This window comes from Mucilaginibacter celer (genome assembly GCF_003576455.2).
Classification (GTDB): domain Bacteria; phylum Bacteroidota; class Bacteroidia; order Sphingobacteriales; family Sphingobacteriaceae; genus Mucilaginibacter; species Mucilaginibacter celer.
In genome coordinates this window covers 3,658,762-3,681,959 of the sequence record NZ_CP032869.1, presented here as the reverse complement: position 1 = coordinate 3,681,959, position 23,198 = coordinate 3,658,762, and the positions used below count along the sequence as shown (strand labels likewise).

Below are 23,198 nucleotides of genomic sequence, written 5' to 3'. Positions count from 1 at the left end.
AACATTATTTATAATGAAAACGATATATATAAAGGCAGTATTCACGCTATTGTTGGTAGCGGCATTTGCCATGGGCTGTAAAAAAGGCGACCTCACCACGGTTAACCCCAACGCCCAAACCACCCAAACCTTCTGGCAAAATGCCAGCGACGCGGTAAAAGGGATCAATGCCGTGTACGGAAGTTTAATTATTGATGGTTCGTACATGCGCTTCTCGCCAATTGTAGAGAATACCCGGGGCGACGATGCCACCAGCTACAGCCCCTGGGATCAGATTTACAACATGGGCAAATTCAATATGCAAAGCACCGGTGATGGCGTACTGTTTTCATGGACAGCCTACTATCAAGGTATTTTACGCGCCAATGAGGTGCTGAAATATGTACCCGATATCAATATGGATGCCGAACTGAAAAAACGTGTATTAGGTCAGGCTTATTTTTTACGCGGATTGTACTACTTCCACCTGGCCGATTTTTATAAAAACGTGCCGATGCCCTTAGTGCCAGCTGGTTCAAGTGCCGATTATTTCCAGAAACAACAGCCCCAGGATGTAGTTTGGGCACAGGTAATCAGCGATTTTAAAGCTGCCGAAGGGATGCTGCCTGCAACTTACACAGGCTTATCACCCGACGGGCAAACCGGCAGGGCTACCAAAGGTGCCGCCGCCGCTTTTTTAGGTAAAACTTACCTGTTCACAAAAAAATATGCCGAGGCTGCTGCCGAGTTTAAATCGGTAATTGATATGGGTATTTACAGTTTGGTACCTAATTATTACGATAACTTTTTTGCCAATAACGAGAACAATGCCGAATCAATTTTCGAGGTTCAGTTTTCGCGGGATGCCGGCGGTACAGATCTGGGCTGGGGTGGCGATCCGTCATCCGGATGGGGGCGTACCTCTGCCCGTGCCATCACTTTTGGCGCGGCAAGTTTTGGCTTTACCGATGTGCAGCCAACACCCGCATTATACAACGAGTATCTGCAGGAGAAGACAACCAGCGGCGCCATCGACCCCCGTTTGGATGTAACCATGTACTATAACAAACCCGGCGAAAAACTGTACAACCAGGATTTTGCCACCCGCTATGCAGGAAGTTCATCACTAAACGCCTTGTTTTGTCATAAATATGAAAATGGCGATAGCGGCCAGGCCGATGAATACGACTGGCGTTCAGGCATCAACGAGCGCCTGATGCGTTATGCCGATGTGCTGCTGATGTATGCAGAGTGTTTGAACGAATTAAGCCAGACTAATGCGGCCTACCCATATATTCAGCAGGTGCGCAGCCGGGTTAGCTTACCAAACCTGGCCACCGTTAAACCTGGCATGTCGCAAGCCGAAATGCGTGAACAAATTGGCCACGAGCGCTTCCTTGAGTTTAGTTTAGAAGGGCACCGCTTTGACGATATCCGCCGTTGGGGCTGGTTACAGGATGCCACCAAGCTGGCCTGGTTAAAAGCACGCGATCCGGAGTTTAATACTTATACACCGGGTAAAGAATATTTGCCGATACCGCTTACCGAGGTGCAAACTAATGTTGGTTTGGTGCAGAATACGGGGTATTAAACCCCACCCAACCCTCCCCTGAAGGGGAGGGCTTTTTGAGTTCCCCTCTTGAGAGGGGGCGCGGTGGGACTGAGCGAAAGCAGGGGTGTGTTATTCGAGCGATTATCAAAGCAGCAACACACCCCTCCACCCCTCTCAAGAGGGGAATCGCACTACCCTCCGCTTTTAAATAATCTCGTGAAAAATGATGAAAGTGATGAAAAATATATACCTATACATAATAATCATCCTGGCAACAGTGCTGTTCTCCTGCTCAAAAAAGGAAACACCAACGCCTGCGCCAACCAAAACCGATACCACAACAACACCGGTAACCACCACGTTTGATATCAACAGTATAACCGATACCTATGCCGATATCTCCGCAGTTACGTTTTATCCTAAATGGACGGTGTACAATGTGCACGATCCATCTATCAAAAAGTTTGGCAGCTACTACTACTGCTATAGTACAGATGTGGCTTTTGGCACCGATGTAAGGCCGGGCCTACAGATTCGCCGCTCAAAAGATCTGGTGCAGTGGGAGTATGTGGGCTGGGTATTTTCATCATTACCTACACAAGGCTCTGATTATATAAAAGGCAAAGGCGGTACGCCGTACAATGCCTTATGGGCTCCTTATGTAATGAAAGTGGGCAATGAGTATAGACTGTACTATTCGCTTTCATCGGCCGTGGCAAGGTTAAGCGTTATCGGCATGGCAACGGCATCCGCACCGGATGGACCCTGGACGGAAAAAGGTTTGGTGGTAACCTCGGCTAACGATGCCAGCATCCAAACCAATGCTATTGACCCAACGGTGGTCACCACATCGGCAGGCGAACAATACATGTATTATGGCTCGGCCTGGGATGGTATTTATATCCTGAAGCTTGATCCATCAACAGGTTTGGCTGCCTCGCCCGGCGATAAAGGCAAACGCATTGCCAACCGTGGTTTTACAGGCGGCAAATACAATGGCAACATTGAAGGTGCCGAGGTGATTTACAATCCCGATCTGAAAAAATATTTTCTGTTTATCAGTTATGATTGGCTGCAAACCAAGTACAACGTAAGGGTAGGGCGCGGCGATAGCCCAACCGGGCCGTTTTATGATTATAACGGACATGATATCAATACCGACGAAGATCATGGCCCGATGATCCTGGCACCATACCAGTTTACCAATCAAAGCGGCTGGCAGGGTACAGCGCATTGCGCGGTGTTTGATGATGGCAGCGGGCAATATTATATGGCCCATCAGGGCAGGCCCGGTGTGAACTCCTATTTTATGGATCTGCACGTACGCAAGATTTCGTGGACACCCGATGGCTGGCCAATCGTATCGCCCGAGCGTTATGCTAACGTAGCACAAACGGCTATCACAAGTGCAGATATAGCGGGTAATTACGAAAAAATCACCCTTAACTATCATGTGGTGCCGGGATATGCCACCGAGCAAAGTAATCCGGATTTCCAGGTTTCAACAGCATTTAAACTGGATGCTGGGGGTACTATTGATGGCAATGCTGCAGATAAATGGACATTCACCTCGCCATGGCTCGAACTGAAATATGGCAGTGGCGATACTTATAAGTTAAAAGTTGAACGCGAGCGCGATTGGGAAAACAAAGTTACCTCAACCCTGATATTTACCGGGTTGGATAACCACGGCACCGCCATTTGGGGGAAACGAAAACAATAGGTTATTTTTATATAGGTTGGTGAGCCCTTCGGAGTATTCCGGGGGCTTTTTTGTTTTCTTGATTGAAACTTTTTTAATAATGGATAAAAAAATGTTCGTTAACGAAAATGTAATAAAAAACTTACTGAATGATAACGGTTTAAATTGTTTTTTTTTGGTAGCTTTATAACATAAATCTTATTAGAGATCCGTTATTTACCTGGTCGCCGCCAAAACATCCCAGTACCCCGGGCTTGTAGTGCGATCTGAGAGGCATTTACTTTAAACCATATCACGATGAAGTGTAAACTTTTACTCTTGCTTATTTGGCCTATGTTAATAGGTGCAAAATTGCTGGCAGCACCGGTTATTTCCTCATTTAATCCGGCATCAGGCCCTGTGGGCACATTGGTAACTGTAACAGGCAGCGACTTAAATTCTCCAACGGCATTTACTATTGGCGGTGTACCGGCCATTGTGATATCAAATACAGGTACGCAGTTAGTAGGGATGGTAATGCCGGGTGCAACAACGGGCAATGTATCTATCACTACGGCGGGCGGCAGTGCAACAGGTGCGGGCAGTTTTACAATCGTGGCTACACCAGTACCTACTACGCAGCAAAATAATAAGTTTGTACGCAACGGAGCAACAGATTTTGTAGCTTTTGGTTGTTCAATAGCTATAAGTGCTGATGGTACCACCGCGGTTGTGGGTGGTTTTAATGATAATAAGCTTCCTAATAATTATGGTGTTGGTGCAATCTGGGTATTTGTGCGTAATGGCGATACCTGGACACAACAGGGCGGTAAACTGGTTGGTACGGGTGGCTTGGGTGGCATTAACCAGGGATGGTCTGTTGCGATAAGTGCCGATGGAAATACGATAATTGAAGGCGGCCCGATAGATAACGGTAACCGCGGCGCGGCCTGGGTTTTTACCCGTAGCGGTGGTGTATGGACCCAACAGGGAGCTAAACTTGTAGCTACCGGAGGCACCGGAGCCTCGCAGGTTGGTACTGCGGTAGCAATAAGCGCCGATGGAAATACCGCTCTGCTTGGAGGCTCTAATGATAATGGTCAAAACGGTGCAACATGGGTTTTTACCCGTAGTGGTGGCTCATGGACACAGCAGGGAAATAAGCTGTTTGGTACAGGCGGCGCGGCTGGGTCACGTCAAGGTAGTGTTTTGGCAATAAGTGCAGACGGGCGTGTTGCCTTAACCGGAGGTAGCAGTTCATGGATTTTTATATTAAACAATGGTGTATGGACACAGGCTGCCCGTTTATCAGGTGCCGTATCAGTGGCTTTAAGCGCCGATGGCAGCACTGCTATTTTAGGCGTTCCGGGTTATAATAATGGTATCGGTAATGCTTTGGTTTACGCTCGTAACGGAAATAATTGGCTAAGCCAGTCCCAGATAGTGCCTCCTTTTATGGTTGGTAAATCGAGCGCCGGTGAGTCTGTTGGTTTAAGTGCCGATGGTAATTCGGCCGTTATAGGTGGTCCTTTTGATGACTCCCGTAAAGGCGCTATCTGGGTTTACACCCGTAGCGGAACAACCTGGGCGATAAAAGGAGGTAAACTAACCGGAACAGGAGGCGTAGGTAACTCAGGACTTGGTACCAATTCTGCACTGAGTGCTGATGGTTCCACCATAGTATCCACAGGTGGGGGCGATAATTCGGACATTGGTGCTGTTTGGCCATTTAAAGTTGGCATCCCTCAAACAATAACATTCAGTCCCCTCCGCAATGCAACCTATGGTGCTGCCGATATTACGCCCGTTGCAACCAGCACCAACAGCAGTATTCCTATTACATTTACCAGCAGCGATACTACAGTAGCAGTTATATTAAATAACAAAATTCATATTAAAGCAGTTGGTACAACGGTTATAAGGGCCTTTCAGGATGGTGATTTTACTTACGCCGCGGCCACTCCGTATCCCCGCGGTTTTACTGTAGATGCTGCCCCGCTAACTATCCGGCCAGATAATAAAACAGTTGAACAGGGCCAACCAATCCCGGCACTCACAGCAACTTTTACGGGTTTTGTAAACGGGGAAACTACAACTGTGCTTACAACGCAACCCACAATAAGTACAACAGGCAATTCATCATCGCCCGTAGGTACATATCCCATTACGGCAAGCGGGGCCGTTGCAAAAAATTATGCCATTACCTATAATCCCGGGCAGTTAACAATTACCGAACCAACCTCAACGCAAACCATCACTTTTAACTCAATAAACGGTGCTGATTACGGCAAGCCGGATATTGCGCCGGGAGCAACGAGCACCAATCCCAATAACCCAATCACCTACAGCAGCAGCGATACCACTGTAGCCACCATCGTTAATAATAAGATCCATATTATAGGAGCGGGCACTACCAATATAACGGCATCACAAGCCGGCGACGCGACACATTCGCCCGCCACGCCGGTAACCCGCCCTTTTGTAGTAAGCAAAGTGGTGCTCACCGCAACGGCCGATAATAAAAAAGGGATCAGTACCCACCCGCTGCCGGTATTTACAGCCACTTACACAGGCTTTGTAAACGGAGAAACCAACAGTGTTTTCACAACGCAGCCAACATTTACCACTACAGCCACTACCTCATCGCCGGTAGGCACGTATCCCATAACCATGAGCGGGGCAGTAGCCCGGAACTACCTGATCAATAATTATGTGCAGGGAATCTTAACGCTTACCTCATCATCTCCTCCAACCATATCATCAGTAACCCCGGCATCGACCCCGATAGGCGGCCTGATCACCATAAACGGAACCAATCTTGATTATGCTTCGTCATTTAAAGTAGGAGGTATTAACGGAGTTATTGTATCCGCTACCAGCACACGGGTTGTGGGAATGGTGATGCCGGGTACGGTTAACGGAACGGTAACGGTAAATACATTGGCCGGTGCAGCTACATCCAGCACCACGTTTACGGTAGCAGCCAACCTGGTGCCAAATGCGCAACAGGGCAATAAACTGGTAGGTACCGGTAATTCGGGCCCGGCATTACAAGGTTCAAGTATCGCTGCAAGTTCAGATGGTAACACCCTTGTTGTAGGCGGCTCGTACGATAACAATGGCATGGGCGCTACCTGGATCTTTACCCGCAGCGGCACCACCTGGAGCCAGCAGGGGGGTAAACTTATAGGTACCGGAGCTACAGGGCCTAACCAGCTGATGCAGGGCCGTTCGGTAGCGGTAAGTGCCGATGGCAATACGATCATCGTAGGCGGCCCGGGCGATAGTGCCAATGTAGGTGCAGCCTGGATCTTTACCCGTACTGGCAGCACCTGGAGCCAGCAGGGTACCAAACTGGTAGGTGCAGGCAGTGTAGGCCCGGCCCAGATGGGTGCCTCGGTAGCCTTAAGTGCCGATGGTAATACGGCTTTAATTGGCGGCTTTAACGATAATAATGGCGTTGGTGCCACCTGGGTATTCATTCGTCAAAACGGCGTTTGGAGTCAGCAGGGAAATAAACTAACCGGTAACGACGCTTATGTTACAGCCGGGCAGGGCCTTCATGTAGCTATAAGCGCCAATGGTAATACCGCAGTAGTTGGTGGCCCTAATGATTTTAACGGCATGGGCGCAGCCTGGGTATTTATCCGCACGGGCACAACATGGGCACAGCAGGGTTCAAAACTGCTGGGCGCCGACAGAAGCGGTAGCACAACCTACCAGGGCAATGTAGCCATCAGTGCCGATGGTAATACGATATTAAGCGGCGGCTATGGCGATGCCAATTACCAGGGCGCTACCTGGGTATTTACCCGTACGGGCACAACATGGTCGCAATTAGGGAGCAAATTAGTAGGTTCGGGTGGCGTAACCCAGGATTTCCAGGGTTCGTCGGTAGCTATAAGTGCCGATGGCTTAACAGCGGTAATAGGCGGCACGGGGAGCAGCACAAGCCGGGGTGCCACCTGGGTATTTACCCGCAGCGGCAACACCTTTGGCCAGCACCAGGCCGAACGGATAGGCTCAAACAGTACCAACGGGGCACGCCAGGGAGCAGCAGTGGCTATAGCAGCCAACGGGCGTACCATTTATGCAGCGGGCCCAAATGATAATAACAACCAGGGTGCCGTATGGGCATTTATCCCGGCAGCCAAACAATCGCAATCCATTGATTTCGCTCCGTTGGCAGCTGTAGATTACGGAACACAGTTTGTAACCCCGGTATATCAAAGCACCAACACAACACTCCCCATCACGTTAACCAGCAGTGATTCAACCATAGCCGTTATCGCAGGTAACGGAAAGATTCATCCGCGTAAAGGCGGCACAGTTACCATCACGGCAACACAACCGGGTGATTCCAAATTTAGCGATGCTGTACCTGTATCGCAGGTATTAACTATAAACAAAATACCGTTAACCGTATTTGCCACCAATAAAACGGTAAGCGAAGGTTTCAGTACTTTAAATCTTACCGGAACTTACCAGGGCTTTGTAAATGGCGACAGCACATCAAGCTTCACCAAGCAGCCGGTATTCAGCACTACGGCAACAGGTACATCTGCACCCGGCGATTACCCGATCACCGCAAGCGGAGCTGTTTCGGCAAGCTATACGTTTACTTACAAGCCGGGTACTTTAACTGTGATACCAAAGCAGGGGCCGCCGCAAATAGCATCATTCAGCCCTAAAACCGGTGCTGTTGGTACATTGGTTACAATAACAGGCAGTAACCTGTATGCTCCGGCTGCTTTTACTATAGGCGGTAAACCTGCCATTGTGATCTCTAATACAGGCTCAAAACTGGTTGGTATGGTAATGCCGGGTGCGGTAAATGGCCCGGTATCTTTAAGCACCGATTCGGGTAGCACATCTACTCCAGTCAACTTTATTGTTAAAGCTACCTCATATCCAAGCATTCAACAAGGCGGCGCGTTAACCGGAACGGGGAATATCGGTGCCGCTACACAAGGTTATGCGGTTGCGCTTAGTGCTGATGGTAATACAGCGCTGGTTGGTGCCCGGGATGATAACGGCGGACAAGGAGCGGCATGGATATTTGTGCGCAGTGGTGCTGTTTGGCAACAACAGGGCAGCAAATTAGTGGGGACAGGTGGCTCAGGCCAGGTTAACCAGGGCTCGGCGGTGGCCATCAGTGCCGATGGAAATACGGCGGTAGTTGGTGGCCCGGCTGATAATGGCAATGTAGGGGCTGCCTGGGTGTTTGTACGCGTTGGCAATACCTGGCAACAGCAGGGCGATAAGCTGGCAGGAACCGGAAACATCGGTGAATCCCGCCAGGGCCAGTCGATTGCGTTAAGCGCTGATGGGAATACGGTAGTGTTGGGAGCAGCTGGTGATAATAATAACCTCGGCGCTGTATGGACCTTCAGGAGGGTATCCGGAGTATGGCAGCAAATTAACAAAGTAGTTGTAACCGACAATATATTACAACCCGGAGTAGGCAGATCGGTAGCAATAAGTGCAGATGGCAACACATTGCTTGCCGGCGGCCCTGCAGATAACGGCGGCGTAGGTGCTGTGTGGATTTTTAAACGCGTAGGGAACTATTGGCAACAACAGCGTAAGTTAATCGGTACAGTTCAGGGAGGTGCCCAGGGTTTTTCCGTATCTATTAATGCCGATGGTACCGAAACATTTGTTGGATCGTATGATTATTATCCTAATGAACCGGAAAATGGCTACCCCGCCGATTATACAAGTATAGTAACAGATTATAAACTGGTAAACGGCGATTGGCTTCAGCAAGCCAAAAATTATACTTTCTTTAATCATACCTATTTAACAAATCTTATTGGCGCAGCACCCAGCGCCGATGCCAAAACCTTTTTGGTGGCAGGCGCTGTTGAAAATTCAACGGCACCACAATCGGTACAGGTTGTAAACGGCTCCACTCAATTTGAACTGGTGGCAAATAATACAACTGCCACATCAATGGCTTTAAGTGCAGATGGAAGCACTGCGATACTCGGTTTTGGTTACGAAGGACCAACCGGCTTGATTCGCGCCTTTGTATCGGCCGAAAAAAATTCACAGTTAATTACGTTTAACCAACCGGGTCCGTTCACTTACGGCGCGCCTGATACCTTGATTTCCGCTACCAGCACCAATAGCTCGCTGCCAATTATGTTTACCAGTAGCGATACCACGGTGGCAACCATTGTGGCGGGTAATAAAGTACATATTTTAAAAGCTGGCGTAACCAACATTACGGCCTCGCAGGATGATGCTTCCATCACCCCGGTTACGCAGGCAGTTACTATTAAGAAAGCGCTTGCCGTATTTACTGCTGATGCCAAATCAAAAGCAATAGGCGAGCCTATCCCGGAGTTGACTGGTATTTACAGCGGATTTAAAAATGGGGACAACAGTTCGGTAGTTACTACTCAGCCGGTTATAACCACCAAGGCCACGGTAAACTCGTTGCCGGGGCAGTACCTAATTATTGGCTCGGGCGCAGCTGCGGCCAATTACGATTTCAGGTACGTAGGCGGTGTGATGACGGTAACCAACGGTACACTTCCGGTTATCTCGTCGTTCACGCCAAAAGATATTTCGGCAGGGGCAACCATCACCATCAACGGTGCTAATTTTGATCACGCCACCGCAGTAAGCTTTGGAGGCGTTCCGGCAACGTCATTCACCATTGTATCATCAAGCCGGATCACAGCCATTGTAGCTAACGGTGCTACAGGCGATGTAAAAGTAACCACCACCGAAGGGGTGGCTACGCTGGAAGGTGCAACCTTTAAACAATCGCAAACCATTACCTTTGCCCAGCCAACTGCCAGGTATGTGGGCGATGCCGATTTTGACCCGGGTGCAACCTCAAGCTCGGGCTTGCCGGTAAGCTACACAAGCAATAATACGGCTATTGCCACCATCGTGAACAACAAAGTACATATTGTTGCCCAGGGCAGTGTAAGCATAGGGGCTGCACAGGCAGGCGACGCTACTTATGCGCCGGCGGCAAATGTTTACCGTACGCTGGTGATCAGGCCAATGGCATCGTTCGCGTCATCATTTGCTGAGTTTAATGCGCTTAATGATAAAAAGAATATACCATATCCAAATCCATTCCAAACTATGGTAAACTTTAATCTTGGTGATGTGGCGGTAAGTAATGTTAAAGTTGAGGTAAACAACCTGTCAAACGGAGGTACATTAACATTTAGCAATCAGTATGTTAACAAGCAAGGTGTTTTGCAACTTAACCTGGGCTCGCTCCGTAACGGGGTTTATGTGCTCAGGATAACTGCTGATAACCAGGTGAAGGAGTTTAAAATTGTGAAGAATACTAACTAAATAAAACATCGGGATAAAAAAACTCCGTGGATTCCTAATAAATCCGCGGGGTTTTATTTCCGCTAATTCCGGGAATATCAGCAGGATCATACGACTGTTTTAAAGAAAAATATACAATAAAATATAACAACACCGGCACTTACAAGCTTAAGTAAAACCCAATGTGCTACTTAAGCCAGGTATCGGCAACCAAAAGCAACCACAAACCATATCACCATGAAGTTTAAATTTTCACCATTACTTATATTTTTTTTAATCGCCGGGCAGCGTCTGTTTGCTGCTATACCGGGTATCTCTTCATTTACACCGCAGTCGGGAGCGGTAGGTAGTTTAGTAACTATAACAGGCACAAATTTAAGCGGGCTTACCTCTTTTACCATAGGCGGGGTTGCTGCTATAACTATATCAAACAATGGTACCCAACTGGTGGGTATGGTAATGCGGGGGGCCGTATCAGGCCCCGTAACTGTTGGTAATGCAGAAGGGAGCACTTCGGTAGGAACATTCAGCGTTTTGAGTTCAACTTTTCCCAGTGCACAGCAGGGCAATAAATTTACAGGAACCGGAAATACCGGACCAGCATCGTTTGGTAATTCGATAGCGATGAGTGCCGATGGTAAAACCGCCGTAGTTGGTGGTATGGCAGATAACAAACTTGCCAACAACAATACGGTAGGTGCTATCTGGGTATTTGTACGCAATGGAGATACCTGGACTCAGCAAGGGCCAAAGCTGGTAGGATCCGGAGGTTTAGGTGCAGTTAACCACGGAAGATCGGTAGCTATCAGTGCCGATGGAAATACAATTATTGAAGGCGGACCAATTGATAACGGCAACCGCGGTGCGGCGTGGGTGTTTACCCGCAGCGGCAATGTTTGGACACAGCAAGGCGCCAAACTTGTTGGCACGGGTGGTGCGGGAGCCTCGCAGTTTGGTACTGCGGTTGCATTAAGCGCTGATGGTAATACAGCTGTAGTAGGAGCGGGAAATGATGGCAGTAAAGGTGCAGCATTCGTCTTTACCAGATCTGTAGGTAATTGGACGCAAATGGGAAATAAACTGGTTGGCTCCGGTGAGGTTCAGGGCGGAAGAGGTGGAGACGCAGTAGCGATCAGCGCAGATGGAAAGACACTTTTAATAGGTGCACCTAATAATAACAGCAACGCGGGTGGCGTATGGGTTTATATTTTAAACGGAGGTTCATGGCTTGAACAGAGCCAGCTCTATCAGTCCGGTATTGATATTTTTGGTACTTCGCTGGCATTAAGCGGTGATGGTAACACCGCTGTTATCGGTGGTGGAAACGTCACCGTTTATAGCCGTACTAAGGGTGCGTGGACGAGTTCATATACTACGCTTTTACCTACGGGTGCTGTAGGTAATATTAAAAAAGCCATTTCTGTGGGTATGAGTGGAGATGGCAATACAATTATAGCAAGCGGTCCGTTAGATAATAGCGGTCAGGGTGCCGTATGGGTTTACTTTCGCGGCGGAAATACATCGTGGGTACAGCAGGGGGCTAAATTAACCGGTGCTGGTAACACAGGAGTTGCTAATATTGGGTCAGCAATAACGCTAAGTGCAGATGGTTCAACTGCTTTGGCTGGTGGCCCACTTGATAATGCAGGTGCCGGAGCAGCATGGGCATTTAAGGTAGGACCCGTTCAAACCATTACTTTTAGCCCGTTAAGAACTGTGCCTTATGGTACTGCAGATATAACGCCTGTAGCGGTTAGTACAAATAGCTCAATTCCAATTACCTACACCAGTAGCGATACTGCGGTAGCAGTAATATTGAATAACAAAATTCACATAAAAGGGGCAGGTACTACTATTATCAGGGCTATGCAAAGCGGCAATGCAATGTTTGATCCGGCGAAACCGGTACCCCGTAGCTTTACGGTAACGCCTGTTCAGCTAAGTATAAGGGCCGAAAATAAAACAATCGAAACCGGGCAGCCCTTGCCGTCACTTACTGCAATCTATACCGGGTTTGTAAATGGCGAAACAGCAGCTAATCTTTTTGCACAACCTGTGCTAAGTTCAACGGCTACGTCATCATCACCGCAGGGCACCTACCCAATTACCGCGAGCGGCGCATCTGCAAGAAATTATACTATAACATATTATTCCGGAACATTAACCATCACTCCGGTATTGGCCCAGCAAACAATCACCTTTAATCCAATCAACGCGGCAAGTTACGGAGCCGGCGATATAGCCCCCGGAGCAACCAGTAGCAACAATGCTATTCCAATTACTTACAGCAGCAGCGATGTAACGGTGGCTACCATCGTAAATAATAAAATACATATAGTAGGCACCGGCACAACCAATATAACTGCAAAACAGGCCGGTAATACTACCTATAGACCCGCCGATCCTGTTGTGCAAAGCCTTACGGTTAATAAAGTATCATTAAATATAAAGGCCGATGATAAAACGATGCAGGTTTCAACCCCGCTGCCTGCGCTTACAGCAACATATACCGGTTTTGTAAATGGCGAAACATCTGCAATTTTAACCACCCAGCCGGTGTTAAGCACTACAGCTACCAGCTCATCACCTGTAGGTACTTATCCTATAACAGCCGGAGGCGCGGCTGCTAAAAATTATAATATCACCTACACACAAGGCACGTTGACGGTAACTCCCGCAGGCACTCCCCAAACCATCACCTTTAATCCACTCAGCGCTGCAAGTTACGGAGACGGTGATATAGCTCCCGGAGCAACCAGTACCAATAACACTATTCCTATTACATACAGCAGCAGCGATTTAACAGTAGCTACTATTGTAAATAACCAAATCCATATAGTAGGAGCGGGCACTACCAATATAACCGCCACGCAAAGCGGTGATGCCAATCATAGCCCGGCCGCGCCAGTTATACGGGCATTTACGGTTAATAAAGTACCGTTAACTATAAAGGCTGATAACAAAACAGTAGAAGTTTCAAAGCCGCTGCCTGCGCTTACGGTAACTTATACCGGCTTTGTAAAAAATGAAACATCTGCAATTTTAACCACCCAGCCGGTGTTAAGCACTACGGCCACCAGTTCATCGCCGGTAGGAAGTTACCCGATAATAGTAAGCGGGGCCGTTGCAAAAAATTATAATATTACATATACGCAAGGTACGCTTACAATTACCCAGCCCAATGGTACCACGCCGCAAACTATAACGTTTGATCCGTTGCGTACGGTAACTTATGGCAACGGCGATATTTACCCTGTTGCAACAAGTACTAATAATACTATTCCAATCACCTATACCAGTAGCGATCCCTCTGTGGCTGTTATTTTAAGCGGTTATATTCACATTGTTGGCCCTGGTACGTGTATAATCAGGGCTTTACAAAGCGGTAACCCTACTTACGCGCCGGCAAGTTACCCGCGCAGCTTTACCGTAAATAAGGCACCTTTAACAATATATGGCAACAGCACAACTATCCCGTTATCCGCGCCGCTGCCCTCGTTTACGGCATCCTATTATGGTTTTGTAAACGGCGAAACGGCTGCCAACTTAATTACCCAACCGGTACTAACTACTACGGCCACAAGCTCATCGCCGGCAGGTAAATATCCAATAACGCCTTCGGGGGCTGATACTAAAAATTATGATATTACTTATGTTGCAGGGGTGCTTACCATAACTGCTCCGCTGCCGCAACCAACAATTACTTTTAATAGTTTAAACAATGTTAATTATGGGGCGCTTGATCTTGCACCGGTTGTATACAGTTCATACAACAATACCCCGGTTGTGTTAACAAGTAGCGATACTACCGTGGCTATAATCATACCAGGTAGTCAAATTCGTATAAAAAACGCAGGTACGGCTATTATAACGGCCTCACAGGCGGGTGATGATACCCACTATCCTGCCCAGCCGGTTAGCCGTACTTTAACGGTTAATAAATTACCACTTACTATTGCGGCAGATAGTAAAAAGGGCATCAGCACCCATCCATTCCCGGCATTTACAGCCGGTTACACAGGCTTTATAAACGGCGAAACTACAAGTGCTTTAACAACTTTGCCGCTTTTAAGTACTACGGCTACTACTTCATCACCTGCCGGTAGTTACCCAATAACTGCAAGCGGCGCGGTTGCCCGAAATTATGAGATCAGTTACGTGCAGGGGTATTTATCACTCGGCGCGTCGGCACCGCCAACCATTACCAGCTTTAGCCCCGCATCAGGGCCGGTTGGCACCCTGGTTACCATCACCGGCACTAATCTTGATTTTGCTTCTTCGTTTAAGGTAGGTGGCTTCAACGGTATAGTAGTATCTGCTACCAGTACACAGGTGATAGGAATGATATATCCTGGTATGGCAAGCGGAGCTGTTTCTGTAAACACGCTGGCAGGTTCGGCTACGGCAACCGGTACATTTACGGTAACCCCCGGCAGCGGTGCTCCTAATGCTCAGCTCGGAGCAAAAATTACAGCAGCTTCTCTATCGGGTTTTGGAAGCTCGATAGCTTCCAGTGCCGATGGCAATACGATCATTGTCAGTACAGGGTACCAGGGAGCATATGTTTACACCCGTAGCGGAAATACGTACACGCTACAAAGCAACCGTTTGATAGGTGCCGATTATGCAGGTAGCGCCCAGCCAGCGCCCGTTGTGGTGTTGAGTGCCGATGGCAATACAGCCGTTTGGAGTTTTCCCGGCGATCAAAGCGGATTAGGAGCGTTATGGGTATTTACGCGCACGGGTAACACCTGGGCGCAGCAAGGACCTAAACTTGTAGGTAAAGGTGCGGTTGGCCCGGCTACTATTGGAAGTGCTATGGCTATCAGCGCCGATGGTAATACAATTATTGCCGGAGGCCCCGGCGATAATAATGGCATTGGTGCGACCTGGGTGTTTATTCGCCAAAGCGGTGTTTGGATGCAGCAGGGTTCTAAACTTATTAGTAATGATAATATTGGGAGATCGGCGCAGGGAAGTTCTGTAGCCTTAAGCGCTGATGGCAGAACAGCCATTGTTGGTGGTAATGGCGATTTTAATAGTGTTGGAGCTGCCTGGGTTTATACCCGGACAGGTACCAACTGGACACAGCAAGGCCCCAAATTAACAGGTACCGGCTACGTTGGCGCTTCGAAACAAGGCGCGGTTTCTGTTAATGCCGACGGAACGACCATTTTAAGCGGAGGGTATGGTGATAATAATGGAAACGGTGCCACATGGGTATTTGTACGCAATGGCACCAACTGGATACAGCAAGGTAATAAATTGGTTGGTACAGACGGATTTCCGGCAACCGCGCAAGCTTCGATAACCGCGTTGAGTGGCGATGGCAACACCGCTGTAATTGGTTCCAGAGGCGTTTACCCGGGTAATGGTGGTACATGGACGTTTACCCGAACAGGGAATACCTGGCAGCAAAGCGGCGGCAGACTGGTTGGAGGTTCAAACATAGGCGAAAACTACCAGGGCGATGCAATTGCCATAAGTACAGACGGAAGCACGACGTTTATAGGTGCCGGTAAGCCCTTTGATAGCAAAGGTGGAGTTTGGGCATTTGCACATGCTGCAAAACAATCACAGATCATCGATTCTTTTAAACCTATACCATCAACCTTAAATTATGGTGCGGCTGATACGACACTTGCCGCAGTTAGCACTAATTTAACACTCCCTGTTATTTTTAGCAGCAGCGATACAACCGTAGCGAAAATTGTAAACGGCAATAAACTTCATATTGTTAGCAGCGGTACATCAACCATTACAGCATCGCAGCCGGGTAACGCTACTTACAGTGATGCCGTACCGCTTACCCAATCAATTACAGTTAATAAAGTTCCGTTAACCATAACGGTTGATAATAAAATAGTAAAGCAAGGATTTGCAAGCGTATTGCTTACTGCCCAATATAAGGGCTTCGTGAACGGCGATAGCGTTAAAAATTTAACTACGCAGCCAACAATAAGCACCTCCGCGTCAGGTTCTTCGCAAGCCGGTTTTTATCCCATTACGGTAAACGGGGCAGCCTCGGCAAAGTATACATTTAATTACGTTCCCGGTACATTAACAGTTATAGCGGTACCATCAGGTCCGCCGCAAATATCATCCTTTAGTCCTAAAGCAGGGCCTGTAGGTACTTTGGTAACTATAACGGGGAACAACCTTATTGCCCCTGTTAATTTTACAATTGGTGGCAAAAAGGCGGCCGTTATATCAAATACGGGCACCAAGCTTGTAGGCATGGTATTGCCCGATGCCGTGGCCGGGCCGATAACCCTTAGTACTGATAGCGGCAGTACCGCGGCTTCAGGTAACTTTACCGTAACTGCTACATCGCACCCGTCTGTGCAACAGGGGGCGCAATTGGTAGGTGACGGTAGTCTTGGCCGGGCCAAACAGGGAAGCGCGATAGCCCTGAGTGCCGATGGCAATACAGCCGTGATTGGCGGCACCGATGATAATAACGGGCAAGGGGCGGCCTGGATTTTTGTACGCACCGGAGATACCTGGCAACAGCAGGGCGATAAGCTGGTAGGTACCGGCAGTATAGGTGCGGCAAAGCAGGGAACAAGTGTTGCTATCAGTGCCGATGGTAATACGGTTGCCATTAGCGGCCCCGCCGACAATAACAATGCCGGGGCTGGCTGGATCTTTACCCGTAATGGCAGTACCTGGCAGCAACAGGGCGATAAGTTGGTGGGTTTGCTCAATTATCGAAATACTTCGGTTGCTCTAAGCGGCGATGGTAACACCGCTGCTTTTGGCCCATGTGTTTATAACAGGTTTGGCAATACATGGCAGTTTGTAACCATGGTAAGGGGAGGATCGTCTGTAGCTATAAGTGCCGATGGGCAAACGCTTATCAGCGGTGACAGCTCTGGTGGCGGAGATAACCCCAATAATGATTCATGGAATGGCTCGTTTTGGGTGTATGTACGTGATAGCAATGGTACATGGGTTCAACAGGGTGGAGAAATGTATTCGGGGGGAGGAAGTTACGGAGCCTATGGCGGTTTTTCGGTAGGCGTATCTGCCGATGGAAATCATGCTATAATTGGTGCTAATGTCTTTTATTCCTACGACTATGGTGACGTGGATTATCCTAATGTAGTGTACTACTATGGTACAGCCGCCACAGATTTTAAAAGAGTTAACGGCACCTGGACAGAACAATCCTCTTACGCGATTCCGATAGGAAGAATATATGGTGGCCTTATAGGCGTGGCTACAAATGCCAATGCTAAAAATGTAATGCTTGGAGGACCGACCTCTGATGCCAATAATCCTTCCGCCGCTTATTTATATTATGAAGGTCCGGCGGGCAAAAAGATTAATTTAACAGCAGCCGGTACTAATTCATCAGCTTTGGCCATCAGCGCTGATGGCAACACGGCAATGGTTGGCTTCAATACAGCTGGTTCTGCAGGACTTGTCCGTGTGTTTGTATCTGCCGATAGAGTGGCCCAGCAAATCACCTTCAATCAACCCGGTCCGTTTACTTATGGTGCGCCTGATACTTTGATCACAGCAACCAGTACCAATACCTCGCTGCCAATCACATTCACCAGCAGCGATACCACGGTGGCAACTATTGTAGCCGGTAATAAAGTACACATCAAAAAAGTAGGTGTAATCGATATCACCGCCTCGCAGGATGACGCTTCGATAAGCCCGGTAACGCAGGCAGTCACGATCAATAAAGCGCTGGCGGTATTTACTGCCGATGCCAAATCAAAAGCGATAGGCGAAGCTATCCCGGCTTTAACCGGTACTTATAGCGGCTTTAAAAACGGGGATAACAGTGCTGTTGTCACCACTCAGCCGGTTATCACTACCAAGGCGACGGTTAACTCGCTGCCGGGACAGTACCTTATCATTGGCTCGGGAGCGGCGGCAGATAATTATGATTTCAGGTATGTAGGCGGCGTTATGACAGTAACCAACGGTACTTTACCGGTGATATCATCGTTCTCGCCAACCAGTATTTCGGCAGGGGCTACGGTTACTATTAACGGTGCCAATCTTAGCCATGCTACAGCGGTAAGTTTTGGCGGTGTACCTGCAACTTCGTTCACCATTGTATCGGCAAGCAAAATTACAGCCGTAGTAGGCGGAGGCGCAACCGGCGATGTAAAAGTAACCACTACCGAGGGCGTGGCTACGCTTGATGGTGCAACTTACAAGCAATCGCAAAGCATAACATTTACACAACCTGCGGCAAGGTACGTTGGCGATGCCGATTTTGATCCGGGTGCTACGTCAAGTTCAGGCCTGCCGGTAACGTATACCAGTAACAACACGTCCATAGCAACCATAGTAAGCAACAGGGTGCATATTGTAGCTGCGGGTAGTGTGAGCATAGCAGCGGTACAGGCGGGCGATGCCACTTATGCACCGGCAGCCAATGTAAACCGTACGCTGGTGATTAGACCGATGGCATCATTTGCATCGTCATTTGCGGAGTTTAATGCGCTTAATGATAAAAAGAACATACCATATCCAAACCCATTCCAAACCATGGTGAACTTTAATCTTGGCGATGCAGCTGCAGCCAATGTAAAAGTTGAGGTAAACAGCCTCTCCAATGGCGGGCGACTGGTATTTACCAACCAGTATGTTAATCAGCAGGGCATCCTGCAGCTTAACCTGAGTTCGCTCCGGAATGGTGTTTACGTACTTCGGGTAACTGCCGATAACCAGGTGAAGGAGTTTAAGATCATTAAAAACACCAATTGATAACGCGTTTTAAATAAACAGAGCCCTGGCACCGTAAAATGTAGTCCGGGCTTGTTTATTTTAACAGCGACCGGGTTGCCTGCTTCATAATTGTGCTATTTGGTTAGTAGTCAATAATATGGTTTGAGATGGTTTCTGATAATCCGGGGAAGCCAAAATAGATGGTTTATGATGGTTAATGCGCTGATAAACTATTGCCTGTTGTCTGCCTGTTAAACAGTTTTAGGTCGGTTTTATTTTGTTTTCCACAACCTATTGTTTTTCTGATACTTATTCGTATATTGATTTTACCAAAAATTAACCCTAAGTACTTATGAAAAGTGTAAAACACATCCTGGCCCGCAAGGGGAACAATGTTGTTGCCGTGCCTGCCGATACCACTGTATTGAATGTATTAAAATTGATGGCCGAAAAAAATATCGGCTCGGTAGTGGTAACTGAAGATGGTAAATACATTGGCCTGATGACCGAGAGGGACTACTCCCGCAAAATCATTTTAATGGGCAAACACTCTGACGAAACCACCGCCGGAGAGATCATAAGTACCAATTTTCCGATGATTACCCCAAAATCGTCTGTTGATGAATGCATGCTAATTATGAGCGAGAATAACATCAGGTACCTGCCCGTGTTTGACATAGCCAATGAGCTTTGCGGCATCGTATCTATGAGTGATGTGGTTTACGAAACCATCCACTCGCAAAGAGAAACTATCGAGCAGTTGCACAGCTATATCCAGTCAACCTAATTAACACAGCCGGCTTACCAGCATTCGTTAAATTTAACCCAGTAAACATCGTCCCAGCCGTTGCCTGCGCTGTTTAACAGCGTTTGTAATTGCTGATAGGTTTTGGTTTGCCCGTTTTTAAGCTGGCTGTTAACGCGGTTGCTGGTAAATATCAGGTGCTTTTTATCGCGGCTTACAAAAGGGCAGTAATCAAGCGCCGGGCTGTTTATGGGCGATGGCAAGTGCCTTGCAGGCATCCATTTACCGGCATTGTCTTTACGGCTTATATACAGATCGCCCTGGCCCATATCATCGGCGCGGCCATAGCAGCTAAACAGGATAAACTGCTCGCCGGGATCTATAAAAGCGTTAAACTCGTCATATTTGGTATTAATATCTTCGGGCAGGCTTTCGGGTTTGGTATAGCCGGTGGCATTGGGTTTACACACTACAATATCTTCGCTGCCCTTGCCGTAATCGGCCTCTACCGTAAAATATAAATTGCCGCTTTTGGCTACGCTGGGATAAAACTCGTTTTTGGTTGAGTTAACCTCCGTTCCGAGATTTTCCGGCTGTCCCCAGTTGCTGCCTGCATCGCGTTTAACCCGCCACAAATCGAAATCTTTTTTGGTAACACCATCATTCAGTGGCCTGTCTGACGAAAAATAAACTGTTTGTCCATCAGTCGAGAACGCTGCTTCGAGGTCACGGTAACGCCCCGAAAAAGGAGCCACTTCGGGTTTGCTCCATTTGCCGTTCTTTTTTACCATGCGTAAAATGGTGCTGCTTACAAAGCGTGGCTGTTGCAGGGTGAAAAAGATCTCATCGCCGCCGGGCGAGATAGTAAAATCGCGGTTGCTCAATCCATCGCTTATTATACCTATGGCAAACAGGCGTGGCGTATCTGCCGGCATTGAAGCGTCGGGATAAAGTACCTGGGCAATGCTTTTGCCTGCCATCAGCATAAAAACAAAAAACGGGATCAGCTTGCGATATACCATGATTATCAAATTTATGCCACACGCAGTACCTGGTCATCACCCCAACGGGGGGATATTGGGCTTATACTAAGTAAAATACAGTTTATTATTTATGTTTGTTGATAGGATTTAAATTTATGAAGGTTTTTATAGTCGCTTTAGGTGCATTGATATTATCTGCATTGCCTGCTAAAAGGCAACCTACGTTTAATGCCTTTTGCAATGATTTTGTGAAGGGCTATAACGAGTTGCATTTACCTCAGCTTGAATTAAGTTATGTAAGCGGATTGGAACACATCGGCACCGCTGCAGACGTGCAAAAGCAACTAACTTTTTTTAGCAAGATAAAGACAGGTTTATCCGCCTTTAAACCCAATGAACTTAGCGACGCGGAAAAAACAGATTATCAGCTGATCAGCTACGAAACCAACCTTAACCTGGAGCGGATTGCCCTTGAACAGGATTGGCTGAAGCATAAACCCGCCACCATTTCAACCGGGGGAATCATCACGGTGCCAAACGGCAAGGCCTGGTATGCTTATTTGCTGAAACGCTGGACGAGCGCCAATGCTACGCCGGATGAGATTTACCAGTTCGGCTTAACGGAAGTTGCCCGCGTTCAAAAACATATCGAAGCCATCAGGCAGCAAACCGGCCTCGGCGAAGATGCTTTTTACAAGCACCTTAATGATCCCTTGTTTTTTATTAACGACCCGAAAATTGTACAGCAATCCTTCGAAAATACAAAGCAGATCATTTATGCCAACCTGCCCAAACTGTTCAAAAATACTGATATAGCCCCTTTAAAAATTGAAAAGGGCGAAAGCAGGCAACTGGCACAAACGCCCGGTTATTACGATAGCAATGTGTTTTATTATAACCTTTTTGATAAACCTTACAACAAACGCCAGGTTGACTGGCTGTTTATTCACGAAGGCGTACCGGGCCATCATTACCAGGCCAGTACCGAGGCGCAAACCAAAACATCGACCGTGCAGCAGCTTTTTTATTACATGGGCTTTGCCGAAGGATGGGGCGCTTATACCGAAGAACTGGGTAAACAGCTTGGGGTATACCAAACCCCATATGATGAACTGGGCAAATGGGAGTGGGATATAGTGCGCTCGGTGAGGGTGCCGCTTGATGTTGCACTAAACTACTATGGCTGGACAGACGAACAGGCCCTTGCATTCTGGAAAAAAAACATCCGCGGGCAGGATGATATTGCCATGCGCGAAATTGCCCGCATCCGCCGCTGGCCCGCACAGGTAGTAACCTATAAATACGGTGCCCTGCAAATACTGCATTGGAAAGATGAGCTACAACAAAAGCAAGGCGCTAAATTTGATATCAGGGATTTTCATTCGCGCGTGCTTGATCATGGTTCGCTGCCGCTGTTTATGGTGAAGGAGAATATGTTTAAAAAGAGTTGAAGTTCCGTCCTGTTACTTTTGAAACTGATAAGGTGCACCAGAGGTGCAAAAGCTTTGTAGCAAAACACGGGTAAAGTTTTTAGCGTGCCAGAGGCACGCAACTCCGCCCGGCAGCTAAACGCCTTTGTTCAACAAGTCCTGGTAACAATCAATGTATTGGCCAAGATGGATCCCATCAACCAGCGCGTGGTTTACGTGGATGGATAGCGGCATGATCCGTTTACCATGACGATCGGTCATTTTACCAAATGAAATTTTAGGGCAGCTATCAACAAACGAAAATTTTCGGGCATGCGATAACGCTGTGAAATTGAGCCAGGGCAGGGACGAGTACCTGATGGTATTATTTACGGTTGACAGCTCGAGCAGATTATTGCTTTGTACCCGTGTTATTTCCCTGATAGCTTCGGTATTAAAATCTTCAAACGAGGGATAAAATTGAAACGAACCGAAACCAAAAGTGCCGTTGGCGCGTGGTACGGTAGATTCGCCGTCAATCCTATCGTAAATAAAAACCTCATCACCCTCCATCCGATATCTGAAAGCTTCGATAATTTGCGATGCCGCCAACGATTGGTACATGGTGTACAGGAAAAACGAGATGCCGTTTTGTTTTACAAATTTGTAGGCCGCTGTTACGTCAATATCCACATTAACGCCGTAGTACGGTTCTTCAAAAGTTTTAAAAAAGTTATAATGCTCTTTTCTTATCCAGTTATTAATATCTACCTGCTGTTTCATAATTAATGCTGATGCAATATTAGCAATAACGGGTAGCATTAATGGCGTTTTTGCTTAATTTCGAAGC

At 47.7% G+C, this 23,198-nt stretch carries 8 protein-coding genes; 6 read left to right on the top strand and 2 right to left on the bottom strand.

Annotation, left to right across the window (positions count from 1 at the left end):
* The first annotated feature begins 13 nt into the window (after positions 1 to 13).
* The 5 genes from HYN43_RS14715 (at position 14) to HYN43_RS14695 (ending at position 19,998) form a co-directional block, all read left to right on the top strand.
* Positions 14 to 1,570, top strand: coding sequence for a RagB/SusD family nutrient uptake outer membrane protein (locus tag HYN43_RS14715; protein WP_119410072.1), 1,557 nt, complete (start codon positions 14 to 16; stop codon positions 1,568 to 1,570).
* A gap of 196 nt (positions 1,571 to 1,766) precedes the next feature.
* Positions 1,767 to 3,254, top strand: coding sequence for an arabinan endo-1,5-alpha-L-arabinosidase (locus HYN43_RS14710; RefSeq protein ID WP_205589776.1), 1,488 nt, complete (start codon positions 1,767 to 1,769; stop codon positions 3,252 to 3,254).
* Between the two features lie 276 nt (positions 3,255 to 3,530).
* Complete coding sequence (locus tag HYN43_RS14705) at positions 3,531 to 10,538, top strand: MBG domain-containing protein (RefSeq protein ID WP_119410070.1); 7,008 nt, start codon at positions 3,531 to 3,533, stop codon at positions 10,536 to 10,538.
* A 216-nt stretch (positions 10,539 to 10,754) separates the two neighbouring features.
* Positions 10,755 to 19,250 (top strand): MBG domain-containing protein, encoded by an 8,496-nt coding sequence (locus HYN43_RS14700; protein WP_119410069.1) that lies wholly within the window; start codon positions 10,755 to 10,757, stop codon positions 19,248 to 19,250.
* 313 nt (positions 19,251 to 19,563) lie between these two features.
* On the top strand, positions 19,564 to 19,998 hold the full coding sequence (locus tag HYN43_RS14695; RefSeq protein WP_119410068.1) for a CBS domain-containing protein: 435 nt from the start codon (positions 19,564 to 19,566) through the stop codon (positions 19,996 to 19,998).
* A gap of 14 nt (positions 19,999 to 20,012) precedes the next feature.
* On the opposite strand, the gene HYN43_RS14690 is transcribed toward HYN43_RS14695, so the two are convergent.
* A complete protein-coding gene (locus HYN43_RS14690) occupies positions 20,013 to 20,978 on the bottom strand; it encodes a TolB-like translocation protein (RefSeq protein ID WP_119410067.1) in 966 nt (321 codons plus the stop codon).
* A 116-nt stretch (positions 20,979 to 21,094) separates the two neighbouring features.
* On the opposite strand from HYN43_RS14690, the gene HYN43_RS14685 reads away from it, so the two are divergent.
* On the top strand, positions 21,095 to 22,390 hold the full coding sequence (locus HYN43_RS14685) for a DUF885 domain-containing protein (RefSeq protein ID WP_119410066.1): 1,296 nt from the start codon (positions 21,095 to 21,097) through the stop codon (positions 22,388 to 22,390).
* Between the two features lie 114 nt (positions 22,391 to 22,504).
* Here HYN43_RS14685 and HYN43_RS14680 read toward each other — a convergent pair whose 3' ends face one another.
* Positions 22,505 to 23,131: a CatA-like O-acetyltransferase gene (locus HYN43_RS14680; protein WP_119410065.1), complete on the bottom strand. Its 627-nt coding sequence runs from the start codon at positions 23,129 to 23,131 to the stop codon at positions 22,505 to 22,507.
* Between the last annotated feature and the right edge of the window lie 67 nt (positions 23,132 to 23,198).